We start from the raw sequence: 17,264 nt of genomic DNA on the forward strand, positions 1-17,264 counted from the left end.
CTTGTTACAGGCCTCCAGCCTCATTTGTCCTGTTTCACGACGGTCGACAAGGCGATCACCGCCCATGCACTTCCCCAGTCGTCTGCCGTTGGGGTGGTCGCACCCTTCGCGGAAGCCTTGGTGCCCGGCACTTTCCAGCGTCCGTTGGCTTCCTGTGTTGTGACCAGGTACTTGGCGGCGTGCTCCAGAGCGTTTGAGTCCGCGCCCGAGATTGCCAGGGCATGCAGGGCGTATCCGGTGCCCAGAGCATCACTGCCCTCGTTTAACTTCCAGCCCCAGCCACCATCGTCGTTTTGGTGCTTCAGCAATTTCGCTTGCCATCGCTGCGTCGCGGTTTGAGTCGGGGGCTGATCGATCAAATGAGGTTCCATCTGATGAGCGATCAACAGTCGAGTGGCCAAGTACTCCGCTGACTTCGGCTGTTCGATGGAATCGATGAAATGAACCGCCGTGGCAGGATCAAACTCGACCGGTTCACGCATCAAGGCGAGAGCGGTCCAAGCGGTCGTTGTCGCGGTGGTCTCATCGGTCGGTCGCCGCTGGGCGGGGAGTTGCCCGCAGGCTCGCCACGATCCGTCTTCCGATTGTTCCTTGAGTAACTTTTGGGCAAAGCGTGCTCGCCAGTCTTTCTCACCGAGGGCTGATTGGCCTGGGGGGGCAGATGCCCGGGGCATCGCCAACAAGAGCTGCGTCATCGTGTCGATGTTGGACGCCATGGTCGCGGAGTGATCCGCGTCGGCTTTCTGTGCCGGTTTGACGAAGTTGACCACATCGGTCGACCATCGTCCCCAATGGGCAAGGTTGCTGAGACGAACGGGGACGCCTGATTGTCGGGCAGCTTGGTGACTCCAGATCAGCGTGGGGACTTGGTGGCAGGAAACACAGCCACGTTTTTCGATCCAGCGTTCACCGGCCTGTTCGACATGCTGCAATCCCTTTTGGATCGTTCGCGTGGTGTCCGGAAAGGGGGGCGTGTCTTGCGAGTATGCAGACTGGCCGTTCTGGATCGCACCACCAGCCCCAAGCAACACACCCAACGCAGCAACGCGGAAAAGAGGATTCATCGGAGCGACTCGCAGATGGGAATGGACGCGGGGGCCAACCATCCTATCGCGACCGAGTGAGGCACGCTGAAGAAGTTCATCGGATCACGGTGGAGATTGACCGGACAACTCGTTTGCAATCGGACCCCGATCAGGCGTCGAGAATCTCAACAATGTTTTCAGTGGGACGACCGATCGCTGCTTGGCCGTTGTGGATCACGATCGGACGCTCGATCAATTTGGGATGCTCCACCATGGTCGCGATCCATTGTTGGTCGGTCAGCGTTTGTTCACCCAGGTTCAATTCTTTGAAGAGGGGTTCCTTTTTGCGAACCAAGGCTTCCGCTGGGATGCCCAGCAGCTTCACGATCTCGGTGAGTTTCTTCTTGCTCGGCGGTGTGTCCAAGTATTGGATGACTTCCGGTTCGATGCCGCGTTCTTTGAGTAGCTGCAGAGCTTGACGAGACTTGGTGCAACGTGGGTTGTGGTAGATCGTGGTCATGCGGTGGACGAGAGAGGAGTGGAAAGCGATGCCAGTGAAATCGAAACGAGCTGGAGGAATATCAGAAACGCTGAGTTGAGATCGTTCAATCCCGGTTGGCGAGCACTGGCTTTCTTCTGCCTGGCCACAAGTCCCACCGGCAACCACTGCTTTTGAGATCACAAGCTCTTGTGGGAACTGTCAGACATACAGAATTCACAATCGCGATCGGGAATCATCGAGTGAGCAGCGGTTCGATCCAGACGCCCCAATCGCCACCGGTGCCGTTGCCTCCATCGGTCACTTTCAGCGTGAGAGTTTGGATTTGGCTTACATCCAGGTCAAACGTCTTGCCTTCGCCCGCGGTCACGCGAGTGGCTTTCCAAAGTGATTTTCCATCACCAAGGATCTCAAAGTCGACTTGCCCAAACAGGTTGCCTTGAATTCCACAGCGACCGCGAAAGCGTTTCCACTTCTTTTCGATCGGATAGGCATGTTTCGCGGGTGCATGGGCGTAGATTCCATGCGCAAAGTAGTCGCCACCCAGCGACAGCAAACGCTGTTTGTCTGGGACGGAATTGTAAGTTGGCCGCAGCCAACCCACCTCGGCGGTTTGTGGGCGAATCGTTGAGAGCCAAACGGAGTTTGTGTCCGAAGGAACCTGATTTGCATCGATTGAAATCGCTGGTTCAAGCGTCTGAAAACGATCCAGCACACGTTGGCCAATTTCCATGAGGTCAGGATCCGAGCTAGCGATCTCACTGAGTCTCGCCTTGGCGTTGTCGACCGTTCCGGTTTGCAACTCATCCATCACTGGTTTCAGTTCCAGCTCCAGTCTTGCGACGGACAGATCGGGGCTGCCATCGGCGTTGACGCTGTACCGAAGGGAACGTGTGCTTGTCGTCCCGTTGATGTGGCACGACACAAGCCGCAGTTCGCCGGACGTTTTGGGACGAAGGGGGCCGCTGTGCAGTGCGAATTTTCCGTTCGGATCGGGAACCGCGGACGCGGTGGTGGCGTCGTAGTCACCGCCTCCATCGGGATCGAAGTAAGCAACCACTGCATGGGCTGGGAGGGTGCCGCTGACCTGTCCGGCGACTTGAACCGAACGTCGAGGTCCAGCCGAAACGAGCAAGTGTTTGAAGTCAGTCGCTGGGCGGTCGTGGATGGACCGGGGGACCTGTCGGTTGAAGACTGGATGAGCAGCCAATCGCAGCGCATGAGTTTGCGTTAGAAACGTCCCCTTGCCTTCGCCACGCAATTGTTGGGCATAGGTTCGATTGCCCGCTCCCATCAGTGCCGTCCCGCGTTCGGCTTCATCGGGACGTTGGCGACAATGCGGCAGCGAAAGAGCGTGACCCAGTTCATGGATCACGCCTCCAATGAAGATGGAGTTGTGGCGACCGATGGTGATGCGTCCGTACTCACCATCTCGGATCGGGGTTGGGTCACGAAAACGACGAGGATCGAGAATCTCAGAATCGCATTGCCAGGCGGTTCCCGACAAGTGATTTCCACCGCCGTAGTAAGGGCTGTGATGTGAGATCTTGCTGGCGACCGGATCGTAATCCATCAAGTTGCAAAACAGCAGCAACACCGAGGCGTCGGCATCGATCCCGCGTTGGCGCAACACCGGGATCACTTCCTCCCGAATTCGTCGACCATCGGGTTTGTCGTAGTCGGTCTCTTCGCCCACCACATCAATGATGTCGACTTGTCCACGTTGGTTCCGCAGCACATGCATCGACCGATTGGCAAAGCCATGCCGTTTCAGTTCACGCTCGTAGAACCCGGCGGTTTCCTCCACGATTCGGCGGATGCGAGAGCTGTGATTGGCCGCGGGAGGACGGTCGCGAGGGGTGAAGTACACGACGACGACGCGGCCGGGCGAATCAATTGGATCCGCTTTGACCGCCTGACCGATCCGTTTGCGAGCCATGGTGATTGACGGTGCCGAGGCCTGCATCCGAACGATGGCAGGCGACTGGCCTGCACATTCATGGATGTCCCCTGTGATCGCAGCCACGATCCCAATCAAAACGAACAGCGTGGAGGGCTTCATGGGCGAGGATTACGCTCTGCTTCCGGAGGGAGATCAATGGTCGGCTGGCATCAAGAAAGACCATGATCTACCACGCAGGGCAGGCTCATCAAGGGGCGAAAGCCTCGCCAAGAGCATCAATCGCCATCAGGGGTTTCTGAATCTTCCGGTTCTGGATCGGAGGACTCGGAAGCTGGCAAACCGAGCCGATACGCTTTCGCAATCGCTTGCCGGCTGTAGTCGATCGATTCGCCCAGGATTCGTGCGGACTCTTGGCTGGCGTGGAATCCCTTGCTGTTTTCGCTGGCGATGTAGTCCAGACGCCACATCGCTTTGCGTTGCAAATCGCGAATGGGTTTGAGTTGTTCTTCGGTCGCGCCGGCTTCTTGGATTTCGATGATCGCGTCCAGCATTTCTGTCATCGCACTGGCCGCGCGGTCGATGAGGGCTCTTGTTCGGTCTTGGATCACATCGACACGAGCTTTGATCTCAGCCTCGGGAACCTTGTGGCAGGTTTGGCAAGCCTTGTTGATGTTCATCATGGGGCTGCGAACCCAGTGGCTGCTGACCTTGGTGGCGCCGACCTTTTCGTAGGGCATGTGGCAATCACTGCAGCTGACACCGGCTCGGGCGTGAATGCCTTGGCTCCAGAGTTCGAACTCCGGGTGTTGGGCTTTGTAGACTTTTGTGCCGGTCGTTTTGTGGACGTAGTCGTAGAACTCGCCGCCATCAGGGAACGTGGTGGCGTCCCATTCCGCCTCGAGGTTCTCCATCTTCAGGCCGTTGCTCCAGGGGTAGGTCAACGTCATCTTGTTCGCACAGTAGTACTCCACGTGGCACTGGCCGCAGACGAATGATCGCATCTCTTGGCGAGTCGCCATGGTGTTCGGATCGTAGACGCCTTGCTTGCCGCCATCTCGCCAGGCCTGGACGCTGGGCAGGTGTGGGACCTCGGCGTCGCTTTTGGCGAGTTTGTCGATGCCCAAGATGAATCCGGGGCGAGTGACTCGTATCGCCATGGTTTCAGGTTCGTGGCAGTCCACGCAAGAAACAGGATGGGCACCGCCGATGTGAGGATCGCCGCTGGCGTCAAATCCATCGGGTGTTTGGTCAATTTCAGCGTGCACTTCTTCGTACTTCTTGGTGCTGACCGCACGGAAACCGGCCAAGACCGCTTCCTGTTGAAAACCATCGGCCAGGGATTTCGCGTCCGTCGGTTTGCCTTGTTCTTCCAGTCCAATGCGTCGGTACGTGGCGGCGATGGACGCGTGGCAATGCAAGCAAGCACCGGATTGCTGAACGTCGGTCACTCGCTTGGTGACTTCTTGGTCGGCCAGCATGTGAGCGTGACCGCGTGCTTCGCGATAATCGATGCTGAAGGCATAGCCGGCGAACAATCGTTTCAGCCAGGGGGACTCTTCCAGTTTGCTGGGTGGGAGAGCGTGGTTGCCGCCGAAGTCGGTGTAGTCGTCGTCAACGGTTTTCAGGTAGTCCTCGTATTGCTGCGGGAAGTTCAGACCCCAAGGTTCTGGGTCCGTGCTGATTTCTGTGACCTCCACCACTCGGGTGAAGGGCACCCGGGCTTCCTGTTTGCGTTCGAAAATGTTGACCAGCAACGCGACAACGCCAAACGTTGCGAAAGCGGTCAGTGCGGTCAATAGAATCAGCCATCCGAAGCTGCGTGGTTGCTGATCGGACATGACAAACCTTTGCGAACGAAGATTGAAAGAAGAGGTCGAATAGAAAGAACGTCAAAGAACGAGGTTGATACCGAAAGCGGTGTCAACGCGGATGCATCCAGTCCACTTTGCCGTGGGCGGCATGGCCGACGTCGGCATGACAGTGGACGCAGTTCTGCATGTCACCCTGCGGGGTCGCTGGCAGCAACGCATGCACAAAATCACGGTGGCAGTCCACACAGGTGCTCTGAGTGACTCGGCGGTTGCGTGGTTTGATTTCAATCGGATCGGAGTAGCCACCCATGGTGAATGCCAACGAGTGGAAAAATCCGTTGTCACCTTTGACGATCCATTTGCCGATTTTGTCATGCGGCAGGTGGCAGTCATTGCAAACGGCAACATGGTGGTGAGAACTCTGCTGCCAGGAATCAAAGTGCGATTGCATCACGTGACAATTGACGCAGGTTTCAGGATTGTTGCTCAGGTAACTGGCGCCTTTGCCGTAACCGAAAGTGAACGTGCCGATTCCGGCGAGCAGTCCCAGGGCGACGCAGAAGAGCATCGCGATTCTGGGGAACCGTTTCTTTCCCGCATTCGTGCTTGGCGTCGGTTCCGATGGATCGCCGGTGGCAGATCGCATGATGATCCATTCCTTTTGCGTGATCCAAGCAGGGCGGATGCTGACTCGCTTGGTGAGCCGAAATGTAGCAGTTTCGCGGGAGCGGGAAACAGCTCATGAGTCAATATTTGCGTGCAAACGCGCAACTTGAACCAAGCCTCTCGAGCGATGTTCACCTGGTGTGCTCATTCGCTCGCTTTGGATGCTGGGGTGTGCTGACTCGTCGCACTTTCATAACCAGACGGTGCACTGAGGAACCGATTGTGTGTGTGAACACGTTGCGTCGGCGTGCCATCGGCTGCGACGAGTTCGCCGCCGGATTCGCACCATCCCAAGATCCCCGAGCGGTAGTTGCGTGCCTTCATCCCGCGTCGCAAACAACGCTGAGCGAAGATCCAGCTGCGGCCGCCGATGGTGCACGAGGCAACCACGGTTCGATTTTCGAACTCTTTCTCCCGTGACCGGAATTCGTCGTCGGAGATGGAGCCAGGAATATGAGACACACTCCTCTCGGGTTCCGATCGAACGTCGACGAGCACGATCGTTGGATCGTTCTGTTCCAATCGTCTCGCTAGCTCCTCTGTTGAAATGTCTTCCACGCGATTCCAACCGAGGATGGGCGCGATCCGGTTGAGCCAGAGGACAAACTGTTGGGACAACCAAATCATGCATGATTCCTAACGAGGCGAATCGCCAACCAAACGGGAGTGGGCAAGGGGATACATTGTCGGTTGATCGAGGATCTGGAGAAACCAGAGAATCTCTGGATTTGGCGTTTGACTCTCCCTTTGGAGGAGGCCGTAGGATGGCGGGAATGTTCAGCATAGGCGAATTTTCGAAGATGACCGGACTGACGATCAAGTCCCTCCGGTTTTATCACGAGCAAGGCGTTTTAACGCCATGTCGCGTCGAAGTGGGAAGCGGGTACCGCTACTACTCGGAAACGCAGGTCGACACGGCACGGGTGATTGCGCAGCTTCGTGAACTGGAATTCTCTGTCGCTGACGTTCGTGAAATACTGAGCAACCACAGTGACGATGCCGACATGGTCGAACGTTTGAGATTGCAGCGAAATGCAATCAAAGAGCGGATCAAGAAGGATCGCGACATTGCAGGGTTGCTCGATCAAATCATTGTCCATGAAACCGAGGCAACCCGAACGATGAACCAGACCAGCTACGCCGTCGAGGAGAAGAACGTCGACCCGTGTTTGATCGCGAGCATTCGCATGCAGGGGGCCTACCGCGAATGCGGCAAAGGATTCGCGAAAATTGGACGTCGAATGGGACGTTTCATCCATGGCAAACCCATGTTGTTGCACCACGACACCGAATACAAAGAAGATGACGCCGACTTCGAGGCTTGCATGCCGGTGAAGAAAGGTGAATCAAGCGACGAGATCATCGTCCGAGAACTGCCTGGCGGACGAGCCCTGTCGTTGATGCATCTAGGACCGTATGAGGAGATCGGTCGGTCCTACGAAAAGATCATGAAGCACGCGAAAACGCAGTCGTTGGACTATCACGTTCCCACGCGAGAGATCTATCACAAAGGGCCCGGCATGATTTTCAAAGGGAATCCGAAGAAGTACCTCACCGAGATTGTGTTCCTGATCTCGAGCGGCGCTTGATGGATGTCCGATCAGCTCACTGACCTATCACCCGAAGACCAACCATGAACGATGCCATCGCTGCGTTTCTTTCCGTACCAACCTTTGCTGTTGCGGGAGCTTCCGCTCGCCAGCACAAGTACGGAAACAAGGTCTTCCGAGCTCTGATTGGATCGGGGCGGATCGCGTACCCTCTCAATCCGATCACGGAGGAAATCGAGGGGCATCAGGCGTACCCGCGGATCCAGGATTTGCCGACGGTGCCGGAGGCCGTTTCGATCATCACTCCGCCGGAGGTGACTCGCAAAGTGGTCGCTGACGCGATCGAAGCGGGGGTGCGTCACCTGTGGATGCAGCCCGGTGCGGAGGACGACGAAGCCAGCCACGCGGCTCGCGAAGCCGGGCTCACCGTGATCGACGACGGCAGTTGCATCTTGGTGCTGCTCGCTCGCGAATGACGTGCGCGTCGCAGGGGTTTGGGGGGGGGCAGCATGGACGGTCGACGTTGCAGGCTAGTTCTCGATCGAGTAGCCCGCGTTTTTCCAGGCACTCATGCTGCCGGGAACGTTGTGGACACGCTGAAATCCGTTCCGTTCCAAAACACTCGCGGCAATGCTCGCCCGATACCCACTGCCGCAGTAGACCGCGACTGGATCATCGCGGTTCAAATCCAACTCGCCGTTGACACCGTCTCTCATCTCGGCGACGTAGTGGTGCTTCGCTCCTGGGATTCGGTTGGATTGGAATTCAGAAGGCGAACGAACGTCCAGGATCTGAAATTCGCTCGGACGTTTCTTCAGATCGTGAACGGTGAGCTGGGGAGTCATCGAAAGTGGGAGGCCAGCATTGTCCCAGGCCTTCATGCCGCCGACGAGATAGCCTGCGAAACGACGCAACCCAACGATTGCGAAGTGCCAAGAGACCCAGTCCAATCGAGTGTCATCCTCAACAACCAGCAAGATCGGCCAATCGTAGTCGAGCATGTCGCCGGCCCAGACCGACAATTCAGGTCGATCACCTAAGTTCATCGCACCGTCAATGTGGCCTCCTCCGAACGCAAGCATTTGACGTGTGTCGACCAGTTGTGCTTCACCGGACTGGATCGCCTGTTGAAATTGTTTGGGAGGCAGGCCTGGAACAACGGGGGCACTGCCAATCAATTGGGGCCCCTTCGCATTGATTTTTTTGAGGATCGGATAGTGATGAGGAACCGGAGGGGCGCCCTCGCTGACAAACTCTGCGAATTCATCGAAGTCCTGATGCTGCAAGAACGCATTGTGTTTGCGTTCCTGGCCGATGGTCGTCATCGGCCGCTCACCGATGTTGGCTCCACACGCGGAGCCCGCACCATGGCACGGGTAAACGATGACGTGATCGGCGAGACTCAGGTAGTAGTCGCGGAGAAACTATGGAGGGGGCAGGTCAGAGTGGAAAAGATTTGGCACACTCGTTGGGACGTTTAATAGCTTTTGAAACAATCCACAACGAGGTACCAAATCCATGTCCAAGTCTATCATGATTGGCTGCGACCTTCACGACCGCAGCATGCTCCTTCGCTACGCCGTCGGCACGCAAGTGCCCCAGCAACTTGCCCACGAAAACAATCCATCGGGACGCCGAAACATGATCGCGCGGATCAAACGGCTCGCTGACAAAGAGCGGTGCCAGCGAATTGTCTTTGCATACGAAGCCTCCGGGCTCGGGTTCGGGCTCTCCGACGAACTGCACGAAGCGGGCATCGAATGCTACGTCCTTTCGCCATCACTGTTGCCCACCACCCCGAAGTCCGCCAAGCTCAAGACGGATGCCAAGGACGCTCAAATGCTATTGGAACAAGTCCGTGGTCACGTTTTAGCCGGTAATTCGCTGCCGGTCGTCTGGACGCCACCCCAGCGACTTCGTGATGACCGGGAGCTCGTCCGGGCTCGGATCGACGTCGGCGACGAGCTGACTCGCGTCAAACTGAAAATCCTCTCGGGGCTGAAGCGACGCGGCATCACCAAGCCGTCGTGGTATCAAACCCACTGGACCAAGCGATTCGTTCGCTGGCTGCGAGAAGACGTGATCGCTCAGATGGACTCGGTCGTCGCCGCGACGTTCGAGCGACTAGCGGATCGTTACGAAGCCTTCCGTCAGGAACAGACCAAGCTCGACAGCGCGTTGCGAAAACTATCGGGCGAATCGCGTTACGCCGCTGCTCACAAAAGGCTGCGTGAGATCCCTGGTGTTGGGCTGTTGACGGCGATGACGTTCCTGACCGAGATGGGTGACCTGACGCGGTTCAGCAATCGCCGGCAAGTTGGTGCGTATTTGGGGCTGGTTCCTTCGAGTCATGAAAGTGGAGAGAGTGACAATCGCAAAGGCCGAATCACGCGTCAGGGGCCTGCCAGACTTCGCAAATTGCTCTGTCAAGCGGCTTGGGTATCGATCTCGCGGAGTGAGTCAGCGGCGAAGGACTACCATCGCATCAAACAGGGCCAAAGCAAACGAACCAAGAAAGCACTCGTGGCGATGATGCGGAAGCTCGGGGTGGTGATGTGGCATCGTGCCTTGGAGTGCGGTGTGTCGAGCGAACTACTCGGGCGGAGCGGCCCAGTTGATCTTCAAGAGGCTTCGAGGATGCAAGCTGCCTAGAAGAGAGAACGACCACCGTGCGATGCCACTGAATCCGCAATTGAAGTTGAACCACATCCAACAACCGAACCGTCACCTGCTAGGAGAGGAATTTTCGTCACAGGGTTGATGCTTGAAGTCTTTTGAAGAGATTCCCGCATTGGCCAAGAGTCCTTCGAGAGTCGCGATCGAATCGTCGCTGGGTCCTACCCGTCGCGGAGAATGATCCGGCTCTCACTTGAATCACCCGCTTTGCGAAGCGAACTCGTTTACTGATCTGACGGCAATCCTGTCACGATCGAATAGCAGCTTGCGATGCAGATCGGAATCTCCCAGCGAGATCCAAAATTCACCCTTGACGAAAAAACCTACATAGCAGCGTCGAGAACAGTTGCTGGGTGAGTTTGTCGGTTTCCTCGGATCCCAACAAATCGGGGCGACCGGCGGATCCGACAAACAACGAGTCACCGCTGAGCACGCCCCATGGATCACTCGGTGAATCCGAATCAGCCAGCTCATAGGAGAGGTGTTCTGGAGTGTGCCCCGGGGTATGCCGAGCCGTGAGCGTGGTGGATCCAAAGCCAAACGAATCTCCGTCATGAACTTTCTGAACATCGAATTCATAGCTGGCATTGCCTTCACCGCTCGCGAAAATTTTCGCGTTGCCGAGTCTGGACTGAAGCTCACGCGATCCACTCATGAAGTCCGCGTGAATGTGAGTCTCGTAGATATGCGTGATCGCGACGCCGTGCTGGCGGCTGAGACGGATGTAGGATTCCACGTTGGGTTGAGGGTCGATGACCGCGGCGATTCCCGTGCTGTCGTCACCGACCAGGTAGGACAGTTGTGCAATTCCCTCGGTTTGAATCGTCTCAAAGATCATGGTCATCAGACACACCTGAATGTCAGGGAAAGGTTGTCGGAGGAGGCGGCCCAGCGAGGTTCGTCTCTGAACGTCGCTGGACTCGGCAGCAGCAATGAACCACCGCTGGAGTTCCGAGAGGGTCAGTTCGCGGTTGCTTGGGTTCGGGAGTCGACGTATTGCTTCACGAACTGCTCCAGTTCGGGCTTGTCACACTCGAATCCCATTTCCTTCGCTTGCTCGAGTGCTTGGTCGCCCGAGAAACCCTGCTCCACCGCGGTGTGCATCATCATCATCGCCCCGGCCCGCTTGCCGCTTTTGCAGTGGGCCAAGACCGGCTTGGGAAGCGACTGGTACTGCTCTCGGAATTGGTCCACCTTCTGTTCGTCCATTCCATCCATCGAGACTGGGACGTGCAGGTACTTCAATCCGGCCGATCGTACGACTTCACCTTCCGCGTCCGGGGCCAAAGGCTGTTCCTCTTCTCCGGCGGTGCGGAAGTTGATGACGGATTGAAAGCCCTCCTCCGGCAATTGCTTCAATTCGTTTTCGCTGGGTTGGGCTCCAACGGTGAGTTGATCGTTGAATTTCATTCGATTCGACATGGTTGATTCCTTGTGCGGGGATTGGGTGGGGTGCAAGCTCGAAAAACGAGCCGCGGATTCTGCCTGGAGTCGACGCAACTGGCATTCCAGATCCGGCCGTGAAAAGGCCCTCGGATGCGTGGTGAATGAGCTTTGGCCGCGGGAAACGGGGCCAGAGCGTGATGGAGAGACTGTGCTTTTTGCTGTCTCACTTGTGTGACCATCAGCGCACATCGGGGCGATTGTTTCGCGAAATTCCAGTTTGAACGCTTTGGCACCAAGATTGCGATTTTGGTGGCTGGGTCACCGCTACCAGCGATCGGGCGATGCCATTGGTCAATTGGGATCGCATTTCATTTCTAGGAGTCGAAGTCATGCGCAATGTTTTGCTAGCCATTGATGGGTCGAAGCCATCGGAAGAAACGGCGAAATTTGTTGCTCGCCTTCCCCATTTTGATCCTGTTGATCTGACCGTGGTTTCGGTGGTGCACCGGCGGTTTGTTCACGCCAGCTATTCAACCAACGAGTTGATTGAAAAGGCCTACGAACAGGACCGTGCGAACGCCATGAAGAGCCTGGAGCGAGTGGCGCTCCTGTTTGAGGGTGCCAACGTGCAGGTGAAGACGGAACTGCTCGAAGGGGTGGTCGGTGAGTCAATTGTTGAAAAGGCCAAGGAGATCAAAGCCGATTTGGTGGTGGTGGGAGCGACGGGGCACTCCCAGATCAGCCGCATGTTGCTGGGAAGTATCAGCGACTTTGTGGCAACCCACGCACCTTGCAGTGTGTTGGTGGTTCGTCCAGAAGGGTTGCCTGCCAATGGGGAGCCGCTGAAGGTTTGCTTGGGATACGAGGGCACCGGTCCCTGCCAAGCTGCGCTCGAAGAGCTGATGGAAAGCCCTTGGCGAGGTCAGACCGAATTGAACGTGGTTCTGGTGGCGGCTTGTCTGAATGAAGTGTACGCCGACTCGAACTGCGTTGAGCACTACAAAAAGGAATTGGCCGGCGCGAAAGAACAGCTGGAAGAGGTGTCGGATCATGTGACCACCCACTTCCTGGAAGACGTTCACTACGGCGAAGCCATCACTCGATTCGTGGAAACACACGGGATCAATCTGGTTGTCTTGGGTGAAACGCCTCGTTCGCAGTTCAGCCGATTCTTGTTAGGAAGCACTTCGCAGTACGTGCTGCGTCATGTGCCCTGCAGTGTGTGGATCACTCGGAATCGAATGATCGAAGGTCTGAAGCACAAACGTGTGGAATCCAGTTCCAAAACAGCACTCAGCTGAATGGCGGAGGATGGATGAAGCGTTCCTGCGAAAGTGCCTGTCGTTCACTCGACGGGCACTTTTTGTTTGAACTTTGTGGACTGAAAATGGGCCTTTGCAGGCTCGGTGAACGAGCCTGCTCAGCGGCCAGGCATGGCACACCGAACAGGCGATGGTTGGATCTCGCTGAGTGACGGGCTCAGGTGCCGGTCATGGATTGCTCAGCAATCTGACGGTGAGCTTGGACGCGATCTTCTTTGTCGCGAACGATCAGCACGCTGCAGTCTGCATGGCGAAGCACGTAACGTGAGGTGCTGCCCAAAAACACGCGGGTGAGCAACCCACTGTCGCTGTCGCCCGTCACGGCCAAGTCGCAACCATGCCGCCGCGAATATTCAACCAAGGCTTCGCCAACGTGGTCGGCTTCGACCAAGTGTGTCTCCGTGTTAAGGCTCAGGGCCTGCAGTTTGGTTTCAAAATTCAAGATCTGAGTTTGAGCTTGTTCGTACTGCGACTCCCAAATTTCCGAAGCGTGCCGACGCAGGTCCTGTCGATAAAACGTGAACCGATCCAAGATGCGAACCAGGTGGATCTCAACGTTGGGACGGACTTTGAGTTCTTTCAGCCACAACAGCATGCGTTCGTCTTCCGGGTGTCCCGAAAGCGCCAGCATGATTTTCTGCAATCCTGGTTCCACGCTGGCTTCTTTGGGGGAACGCACGACCAGGGCACTGGTGTCGGCGTGAGTTGCCACGTAATCCGAAACACTGCCCAGCAAGACTCGTTCGATGGCCGAGTGACCAATGGCACCCAGCACGATCAGGTCGGCGTTGGACTGTTCGGCGACGTCCAGCAAGGAAGAGGTCGGGGGCCCAATTGGCACGTGGGTGTGCACCGAATGGACGTGATCTTGGGACTCCAAGTCCTTTGCCAGAATTGAAATCGCTTCTCGGTTGCGGTCGGTTTCAATGTCCAAGAACGCGCCGAAGTCCAAGGGCATCGCCATCGATCCAGTGTCAACCATCATGGGCGGAGCGACGACCGAAACCAAATCGAAATCAACGGGTTTTCGAAACGGCAGGTGAGATGCAAATTCGACAGCCCGCTGTGCGTAAGTCGAAGAATCAACAGCCAGTAGAATTCGCATCGTTCAGTTCCCAGAAAGAGAGTGTCCAGTTGGTATGACATCGCGAGGGTTCAGGACGATCCGGCTCGCAATGTTCGGGTCAGAGTTGCAACCTTCAGGCCATCGGGAAAATCAAGGAAACGGAACGAAATGTGTGACAGGATGGCACGCTTGCCAGGCGATCGCTGTGTCCCCGGGCTGTCCAAACGCACACAACCTCGAGAGCTCGTGCTCCGCCACGGACGGCTGCCTCAACCATCGTGATCGGATGCAGAAACGATTGCGAGTGAACGAGGTCAGTTGCACCTCGGAGGTCTTTCCCAAGAGCCGATCGATGACGTCGTCTTGAATATTGGAAGATGCCAGTCGGATGACGAATTGTGATCTATCCGCTGGTCAGACGTGAAAAAGGCTCCACGTTTGGATTCACGGGGTCGGGCCGTAAAAAGTTTGATCTGTCAAAACGCGTGATGCCCGACTTCCGAGCAATCCATCGGCTATTCGACCGTAGTGTCGTGCCAGGAGTGGCCGCAATGAACGCACATCCGGGCCAACGGCGTACGGCATAGTCGTTGGCAATTCCTACAGTAGTTCAGGAAGATTTGATCCAGCTCACGCTTCAATGCATTTTCACGCACCTCCTGCCTGCCCCTGACGAAACCTAAGTCAAAAATTCTTTCCGCCTCAGGATCCGCCAGCAATCCTCTGCGTTCAATCAATTGAAGTCGAAGACCTGGACTCGAACTATGATCGGATTTGAATTTCAGGTTCAGCGCAGAGACAGCGTTCTGCTCGACCTCCGTTAGCAGTCCGTGATAGTGCTCGATGACGTAATTTGAGAGGGGATCTCGGGTCAAATCCTCCAGAGTGATGTCCATGCCTGTGCCTGGCGATCGTTGCCTGAGTCTTGGTTTTTGGATCGAACGATATGGATCACGTCGTCGCCGCGAACGACTGACCACTTCAATAAACTCAGCTCGGCGACTCACGTGCATCCGCTGGTTCATCAGTATTGTGTGCTTAGTCTTCGAGCGACCGACCGAATTGCCTCTGCAACACTTCGTCGATGCCACCGGTCCGTTTTCTGCTCCCAGTGTAGCAGGATGTCGCGAATCAACACCGTTTGCCGTTGGTTCAGTAGTGCAAACTGCTCGTCTGCTCCCGACAGATGGAAAAGCACGGCACGAGAGATCTCGGGACAGTCGTCAGGATTATCCAATGGCAAGATTGTGACAAAGCACGGAGGCAAATAGAACCGCATTCCCAATGCATCCACAAAGCACAGTGCGCCAGCATCGACGTGACGCTTCAGATGGTCCGTACCGACAAGACGACGCCAATCGGTGAGTTCGTCCTGGGTTCGCGCTTCCTTGCGTTCGGTCATGGTGCCATAGTTGTCCATGACGATGGCCTCACGAAGAGATATCCCGCCTTCAAGAAGAGAGGTGCGGTCAAACATCTCTTCGGTGCGGCGTATTAGGTCAGTCGAAGAATTCATCCGTCTGCCTGACGATAACGAATTGCGATCGATGGAGGCACAGGAGGTGCATGGATAGATCGTGCGTTGAACTTTGTCGCCGCACTGGGTTGGTCGGGGACGCGAATCAGGACGTCTGGTTCGCTAGAAAGAGTCTACCAGATACGATTCTTGGAATGCCCGGGACGCGGCAAGGCCGGGGCAGGGACAGTTGAGCCAACTGGGGAGCCAACGGGACGGGAGCCAACGGGACGGGAGCCAACGGGACAGAGCCAACTGGGGACAGAGCACTTTTCCGGGGTGCCTCGAAGAGACCGTGTTTCAAGTTGGCTTGTGGTTGCCTGCATGGAGAGCGGTTCCGGAGCGTCGCTAGCTGTTGAGCCAGTTCGCTCTGATCCGTTTCGGCTGCAGCGCCACTAGACCATCAGGCCAATCGGTGGCCGAACGGCAAAAGTCGAGCGTGAGGGGCGGCTAAGCGGTCGTCATCAACTCGCGTGCGCGACGTCGCAAGTGATACCGTCGCTGCGTCCGGTGACTGCGTATCGAATCAACGCTCTCGGGACGCCCGGCAACATTGCCGAACAGCTGGCCAAAGTTGCCCGCCAGTTCACACCAAACCGTCCCGTCCAGACCCAAACGCTTCAACACCGCCGCAACGGAAGCCGGAGTGATGCCCCCTTTGCCTGGGATCGACTGACGGGCCGTCCAGTCCAGCAGTTCCAGGTAATCCACCAACGACATTGCCAGGAACCCCTTTTCGCTACAGCGATCACGAAGCGGCGACGGGTCAGGGCCGATTGGATCGGACGCTTCGTCGATGGTGAGCGGAGACAGGAACGCATCGGGACGTTTGGTTTGCCGCTCCAGCCCTTCTTCCACTGCTTGAGTGGCCTCCTGCGCCTGGGCAACGTCCTGCTGAGCTGCTTCGATCCGACGCTGCACCGACGTGTGATCGCTGGTTTCGAGCGTCTGAGCCATGGCTGCCCGAATCAAGTTCAAATCCACGTAGGCTGAGCACGCCAGCAAACTGGCTTCATCCACCAACCGTGTCGCTTTGTAGCGATCTTGAAAGAACCGGCCGCTCTCGTCTTCCTCGGCGTTGGCCCGCATCGAGACCCGCTGGCACAGCAACCGCATCCACCAACTCAGGCTGGACAGCCGCTGGCGAATCTCGGCCAGCTTCACTGGGCAGCCGGCAATGGCACGAATTTGTGGCTTGGTCGGCTCAGCCGGGCTGCCGTCGGGCTTGCGGTTGTGGTGGCAGATTCGGCACCAGCGAGCGGCCACTTCCTCGTCACTCCAGGACGCCACGACATCGGGACGAGTCCGAAGAATCAGGTGAAAGTGATTTGAGAGGATCGCGAAGCCCAGCAAGTCGATCCCAAACTCAGCCGCGAATTGGTGCAGCAAGTCTTCGATCCAAACCTTTCGATGATCGAAGTTCTTGCCGGAGACGGAATCATCGCCCAACAGGAAACAGCGGCGACAGGTGCGGTTCCAAACATGGGCCACCGCCACCTCATCGGGATCAAACACTTCACAGCGGGCAAGACGAACCATCGACGCAACCTCACAAAGCAGAAACCAGCGTCAAACTCCATCCAATCGTTATTTGTGTGTCCATCCCGAAAGTCAACCCGCGAAAAGGTGCTCTGTCCCTCAGCGGTGCTGTCCCTCAGCGGTGCCTGTCCCTCAGCGGTGCCCCGGTCCTTCGGTGAATCGGATGGTTCTGCTCTTTCAAGTGGAGCGATTAGCTGTTTGAACTGAGGCAATTCGATTGCCAGCGATACCTGTTTCAGTTTTTCGAGTGTTGCGTTTCCGGGAACAGTTAATCGTTGTGAAGTGTATTTGGTGCCAGTATCAAG

General features: G+C 56.6%; 14 protein-coding genes and 2 pseudogenes. 4 read left to right on the plus strand and 12 right to left on the minus strand.

Features of this window, described 5'->3' with window-relative positions:
- Positions 1-20 precede the first annotated feature (20 nt).
- From UH5x_RS19175 to UH5x_RS19200, 6 genes are all read right to left on the minus strand, one after another.
- Positions 21-1,064: a prenyltransferase/squalene oxidase repeat-containing protein gene (locus UH5x_RS19175; protein WP_482633355.1), complete on the minus strand. Its 1,044-nt coding sequence runs from the start codon at positions 1,062-1,064 to the stop codon at positions 21-23.
- 130 nt (positions 1,065-1,194) lie between these two features.
- Positions 1,195-1,545, minus strand: a complete 351-nt coding sequence (gene arsC, locus UH5x_RS19180) for an arsenate reductase (glutaredoxin) (protein WP_482633356.1) — start codon at positions 1,543-1,545, stop codon at positions 1,195-1,197.
- Between the two features lie 214 nt (positions 1,546-1,759).
- Positions 1,760-3,586, minus strand: coding sequence for an NPCBM/NEW2 domain-containing protein (locus UH5x_RS19185; RefSeq protein WP_102017498.1), 1,827 nt, complete (start codon positions 3,584-3,586; stop codon positions 1,760-1,762).
- Between the two features lie 116 nt (positions 3,587-3,702).
- Positions 3,703-5,265, minus strand: coding sequence for an ammonia-forming cytochrome c nitrite reductase subunit c552 (locus tag UH5x_RS19190; RefSeq protein WP_482633357.1), 1,563 nt, complete (start codon positions 5,263-5,265; stop codon positions 3,703-3,705).
- Positions 5,266-5,347: 82 nt separating this feature from the next.
- Positions 5,348-5,884 carry a cytochrome c nitrite reductase small subunit gene (nrfH, locus tag UH5x_RS19195; protein ID WP_482633358.1) on the minus strand — a complete coding sequence of 179 codons (537 nt, stop codon included), beginning with the start codon at positions 5,882-5,884 and terminating at the stop codon, positions 5,348-5,350.
- Positions 5,885-6,048: 164 nt separating this feature from the next.
- Entirely contained in the window at positions 6,049-6,531 is a 483-nt protein-coding gene (locus UH5x_RS19200; protein ID WP_482633359.1) for a rhodanese-like domain-containing protein, read from the minus strand.
- Positions 6,532-6,677: 146 nt separating this feature from the next.
- On the opposite strand from UH5x_RS19200, the gene UH5x_RS19205 reads away from it, so the two are divergent.
- Positions 6,678-7,493 carry a MerR family transcriptional regulator gene (locus UH5x_RS19205; RefSeq protein WP_482633360.1) on the plus strand — a complete coding sequence of 272 codons (816 nt, stop codon included), beginning with the start codon at positions 6,678-6,680 and terminating at the stop codon, positions 7,491-7,493.
- A 44-nt stretch (positions 7,494-7,537) separates the two neighbouring features.
- Positions 7,538-7,930, plus strand: a complete 393-nt coding sequence (locus UH5x_RS19210; RefSeq protein WP_047812595.1) for a CoA-binding protein — start codon at positions 7,538-7,540, stop codon at positions 7,928-7,930.
- A gap of 54 nt (positions 7,931-7,984) precedes the next feature.
- Here the strand turns inward: UH5x_RS19210 and UH5x_RS19215 are convergent.
- Positions 7,985-8,875, minus strand: a pseudogene (locus UH5x_RS19215) (rhodanese-like domain-containing protein); the annotation flags it as partial.
- Between the two features lie 97 nt (positions 8,876-8,972).
- Between UH5x_RS19215 and UH5x_RS19220 the strand changes: the two are divergent.
- Positions 8,973-10,106, plus strand: coding sequence for an IS110 family RNA-guided transposase (locus tag UH5x_RS19220; protein WP_482633045.1), 1,134 nt, complete (start codon positions 8,973-8,975; stop codon positions 10,104-10,106).
- Between the two features lie 355 nt (positions 10,107-10,461).
- Here UH5x_RS19220 and UH5x_RS19225 read toward each other — a convergent pair.
- Positions 10,462-10,968 (minus strand): annotated as a pseudogene (locus UH5x_RS19225) (MBL fold metallo-hydrolase); the annotation flags it as partial.
- A 122-nt stretch (positions 10,969-11,090) separates the two neighbouring features.
- Positions 11,091-11,552, minus strand: coding sequence for a protein tyrosine phosphatase family protein (locus UH5x_RS19230; protein ID WP_482633361.1), 462 nt, complete (start codon positions 11,550-11,552; stop codon positions 11,091-11,093).
- A 305-nt stretch (positions 11,553-11,857) separates the two neighbouring features.
- On the opposite strand from UH5x_RS19230, the gene UH5x_RS19235 reads away from it, so the two are divergent.
- On the plus strand, positions 11,858-12,817 hold the full coding sequence (locus UH5x_RS19235; RefSeq protein ID WP_236695959.1) for a universal stress protein: 960 nt from the start codon (positions 11,858-11,860) through the stop codon (positions 12,815-12,817).
- 178 nt (positions 12,818-12,995) lie between these two features.
- On the opposite strand, the gene UH5x_RS19240 is transcribed toward UH5x_RS19235, so the two are convergent.
- From UH5x_RS19240 to UH5x_RS19250, 3 genes are all read right to left on the minus strand, one after another.
- Positions 12,996-13,943 carry a universal stress protein gene (locus UH5x_RS19240; protein WP_047812597.1) on the minus strand — a complete coding sequence of 316 codons (948 nt, stop codon included), beginning with the start codon at positions 13,941-13,943 and terminating at the stop codon, positions 12,996-12,998.
- Positions 13,944-14,928: 985 nt separating this feature from the next.
- A complete protein-coding gene (locus tag UH5x_RS19245) occupies positions 14,929-15,381 on the minus strand; it encodes a DUF6714 family protein (protein WP_150122465.1) in 453 nt (150 codons plus the stop codon).
- A 489-nt stretch (positions 15,382-15,870) separates the two neighbouring features.
- Entirely contained in the window at positions 15,871-16,959 is a 1,089-nt protein-coding gene (locus UH5x_RS19250) for a transposase (RefSeq protein ID WP_482633362.1), read from the minus strand.
- Positions 16,960-17,264 lie beyond the last annotated feature (305 nt).

The sequence above is a fragment of the Rhodopirellula sp. UH5 genome (assembly GCF_056839225.1).

Bases quoted from the DNA above. Each gene is read 5' to 3' on its own strand.
- UH5x_RS19175 (WP_482633355.1), bottom strand. From the start codon at position 1,064: ATGAATCCTCTTTTCCGCGTTGCTGCGTTGGGTGTGTTGCTTGGGGCT.
- arsC (WP_482633356.1), bottom strand. From the start codon at position 1,545: ATGACCACGATCTACCACAACCCACGTTGCACCAAGTCTCGTCAAGCT.
- UH5x_RS19185 (WP_102017498.1), bottom strand. From the start codon at position 3,586: ATGAAGCCCTCCACGCTGTTCGTTTTGATTGGGATCGTGGCTGCGATC.
- UH5x_RS19190 (WP_482633357.1), bottom strand. From the start codon at position 5,265: ATGTCCGATCAGCAACCACGCAGCTTCGGATGGCTGATTCTATTGACC.
- nrfH (WP_482633358.1), bottom strand. From the start codon at position 5,884: ATGCGATCTGCCACCGGCGATCCATCGGAACCGACGCCAAGCACGAAT.
- UH5x_RS19200 (WP_482633359.1), bottom strand. From the start codon at position 6,531: ATGATTTGGTTGTCCCAACAGTTTGTCCTCTGGCTCAACCGGATCGCG.
- UH5x_RS19205 (WP_482633360.1), top strand. From the start codon at position 6,678: ATGTTCAGCATAGGCGAATTTTCGAAGATGACCGGACTGACGATCAAG.
- UH5x_RS19210 (WP_047812595.1), top strand. From the start codon at position 7,538: ATGAACGATGCCATCGCTGCGTTTCTTTCCGTACCAACCTTTGCTGTT.
- UH5x_RS19220 (WP_482633045.1), top strand. From the start codon at position 8,973: ATGTCCAAGTCTATCATGATTGGCTGCGACCTTCACGACCGCAGCATG.
- UH5x_RS19230 (WP_482633361.1), bottom strand. From the start codon at position 11,552: ATGTCGAATCGAATGAAATTCAACGATCAACTCACCGTTGGAGCCCAA.
- UH5x_RS19235 (WP_236695959.1), top strand. From the start codon at position 11,858: ATGCCATTGGTCAATTGGGATCGCATTTCATTTCTAGGAGTCGAAGTC.
- UH5x_RS19240 (WP_047812597.1), bottom strand. From the start codon at position 13,943: ATGCGAATTCTACTGGCTGTTGATTCTTCGACTTACGCACAGCGGGCT.
- UH5x_RS19245 (WP_150122465.1), bottom strand. From the start codon at position 15,381: ATGTTTGACCGCACCTCTCTTCTTGAAGGCGGGATATCTCTTCGTGAG.
- UH5x_RS19250 (WP_482633362.1), bottom strand. From the start codon at position 16,959: ATGGTTCGTCTTGCCCGCTGTGAAGTGTTTGATCCCGATGAGGTGGCG.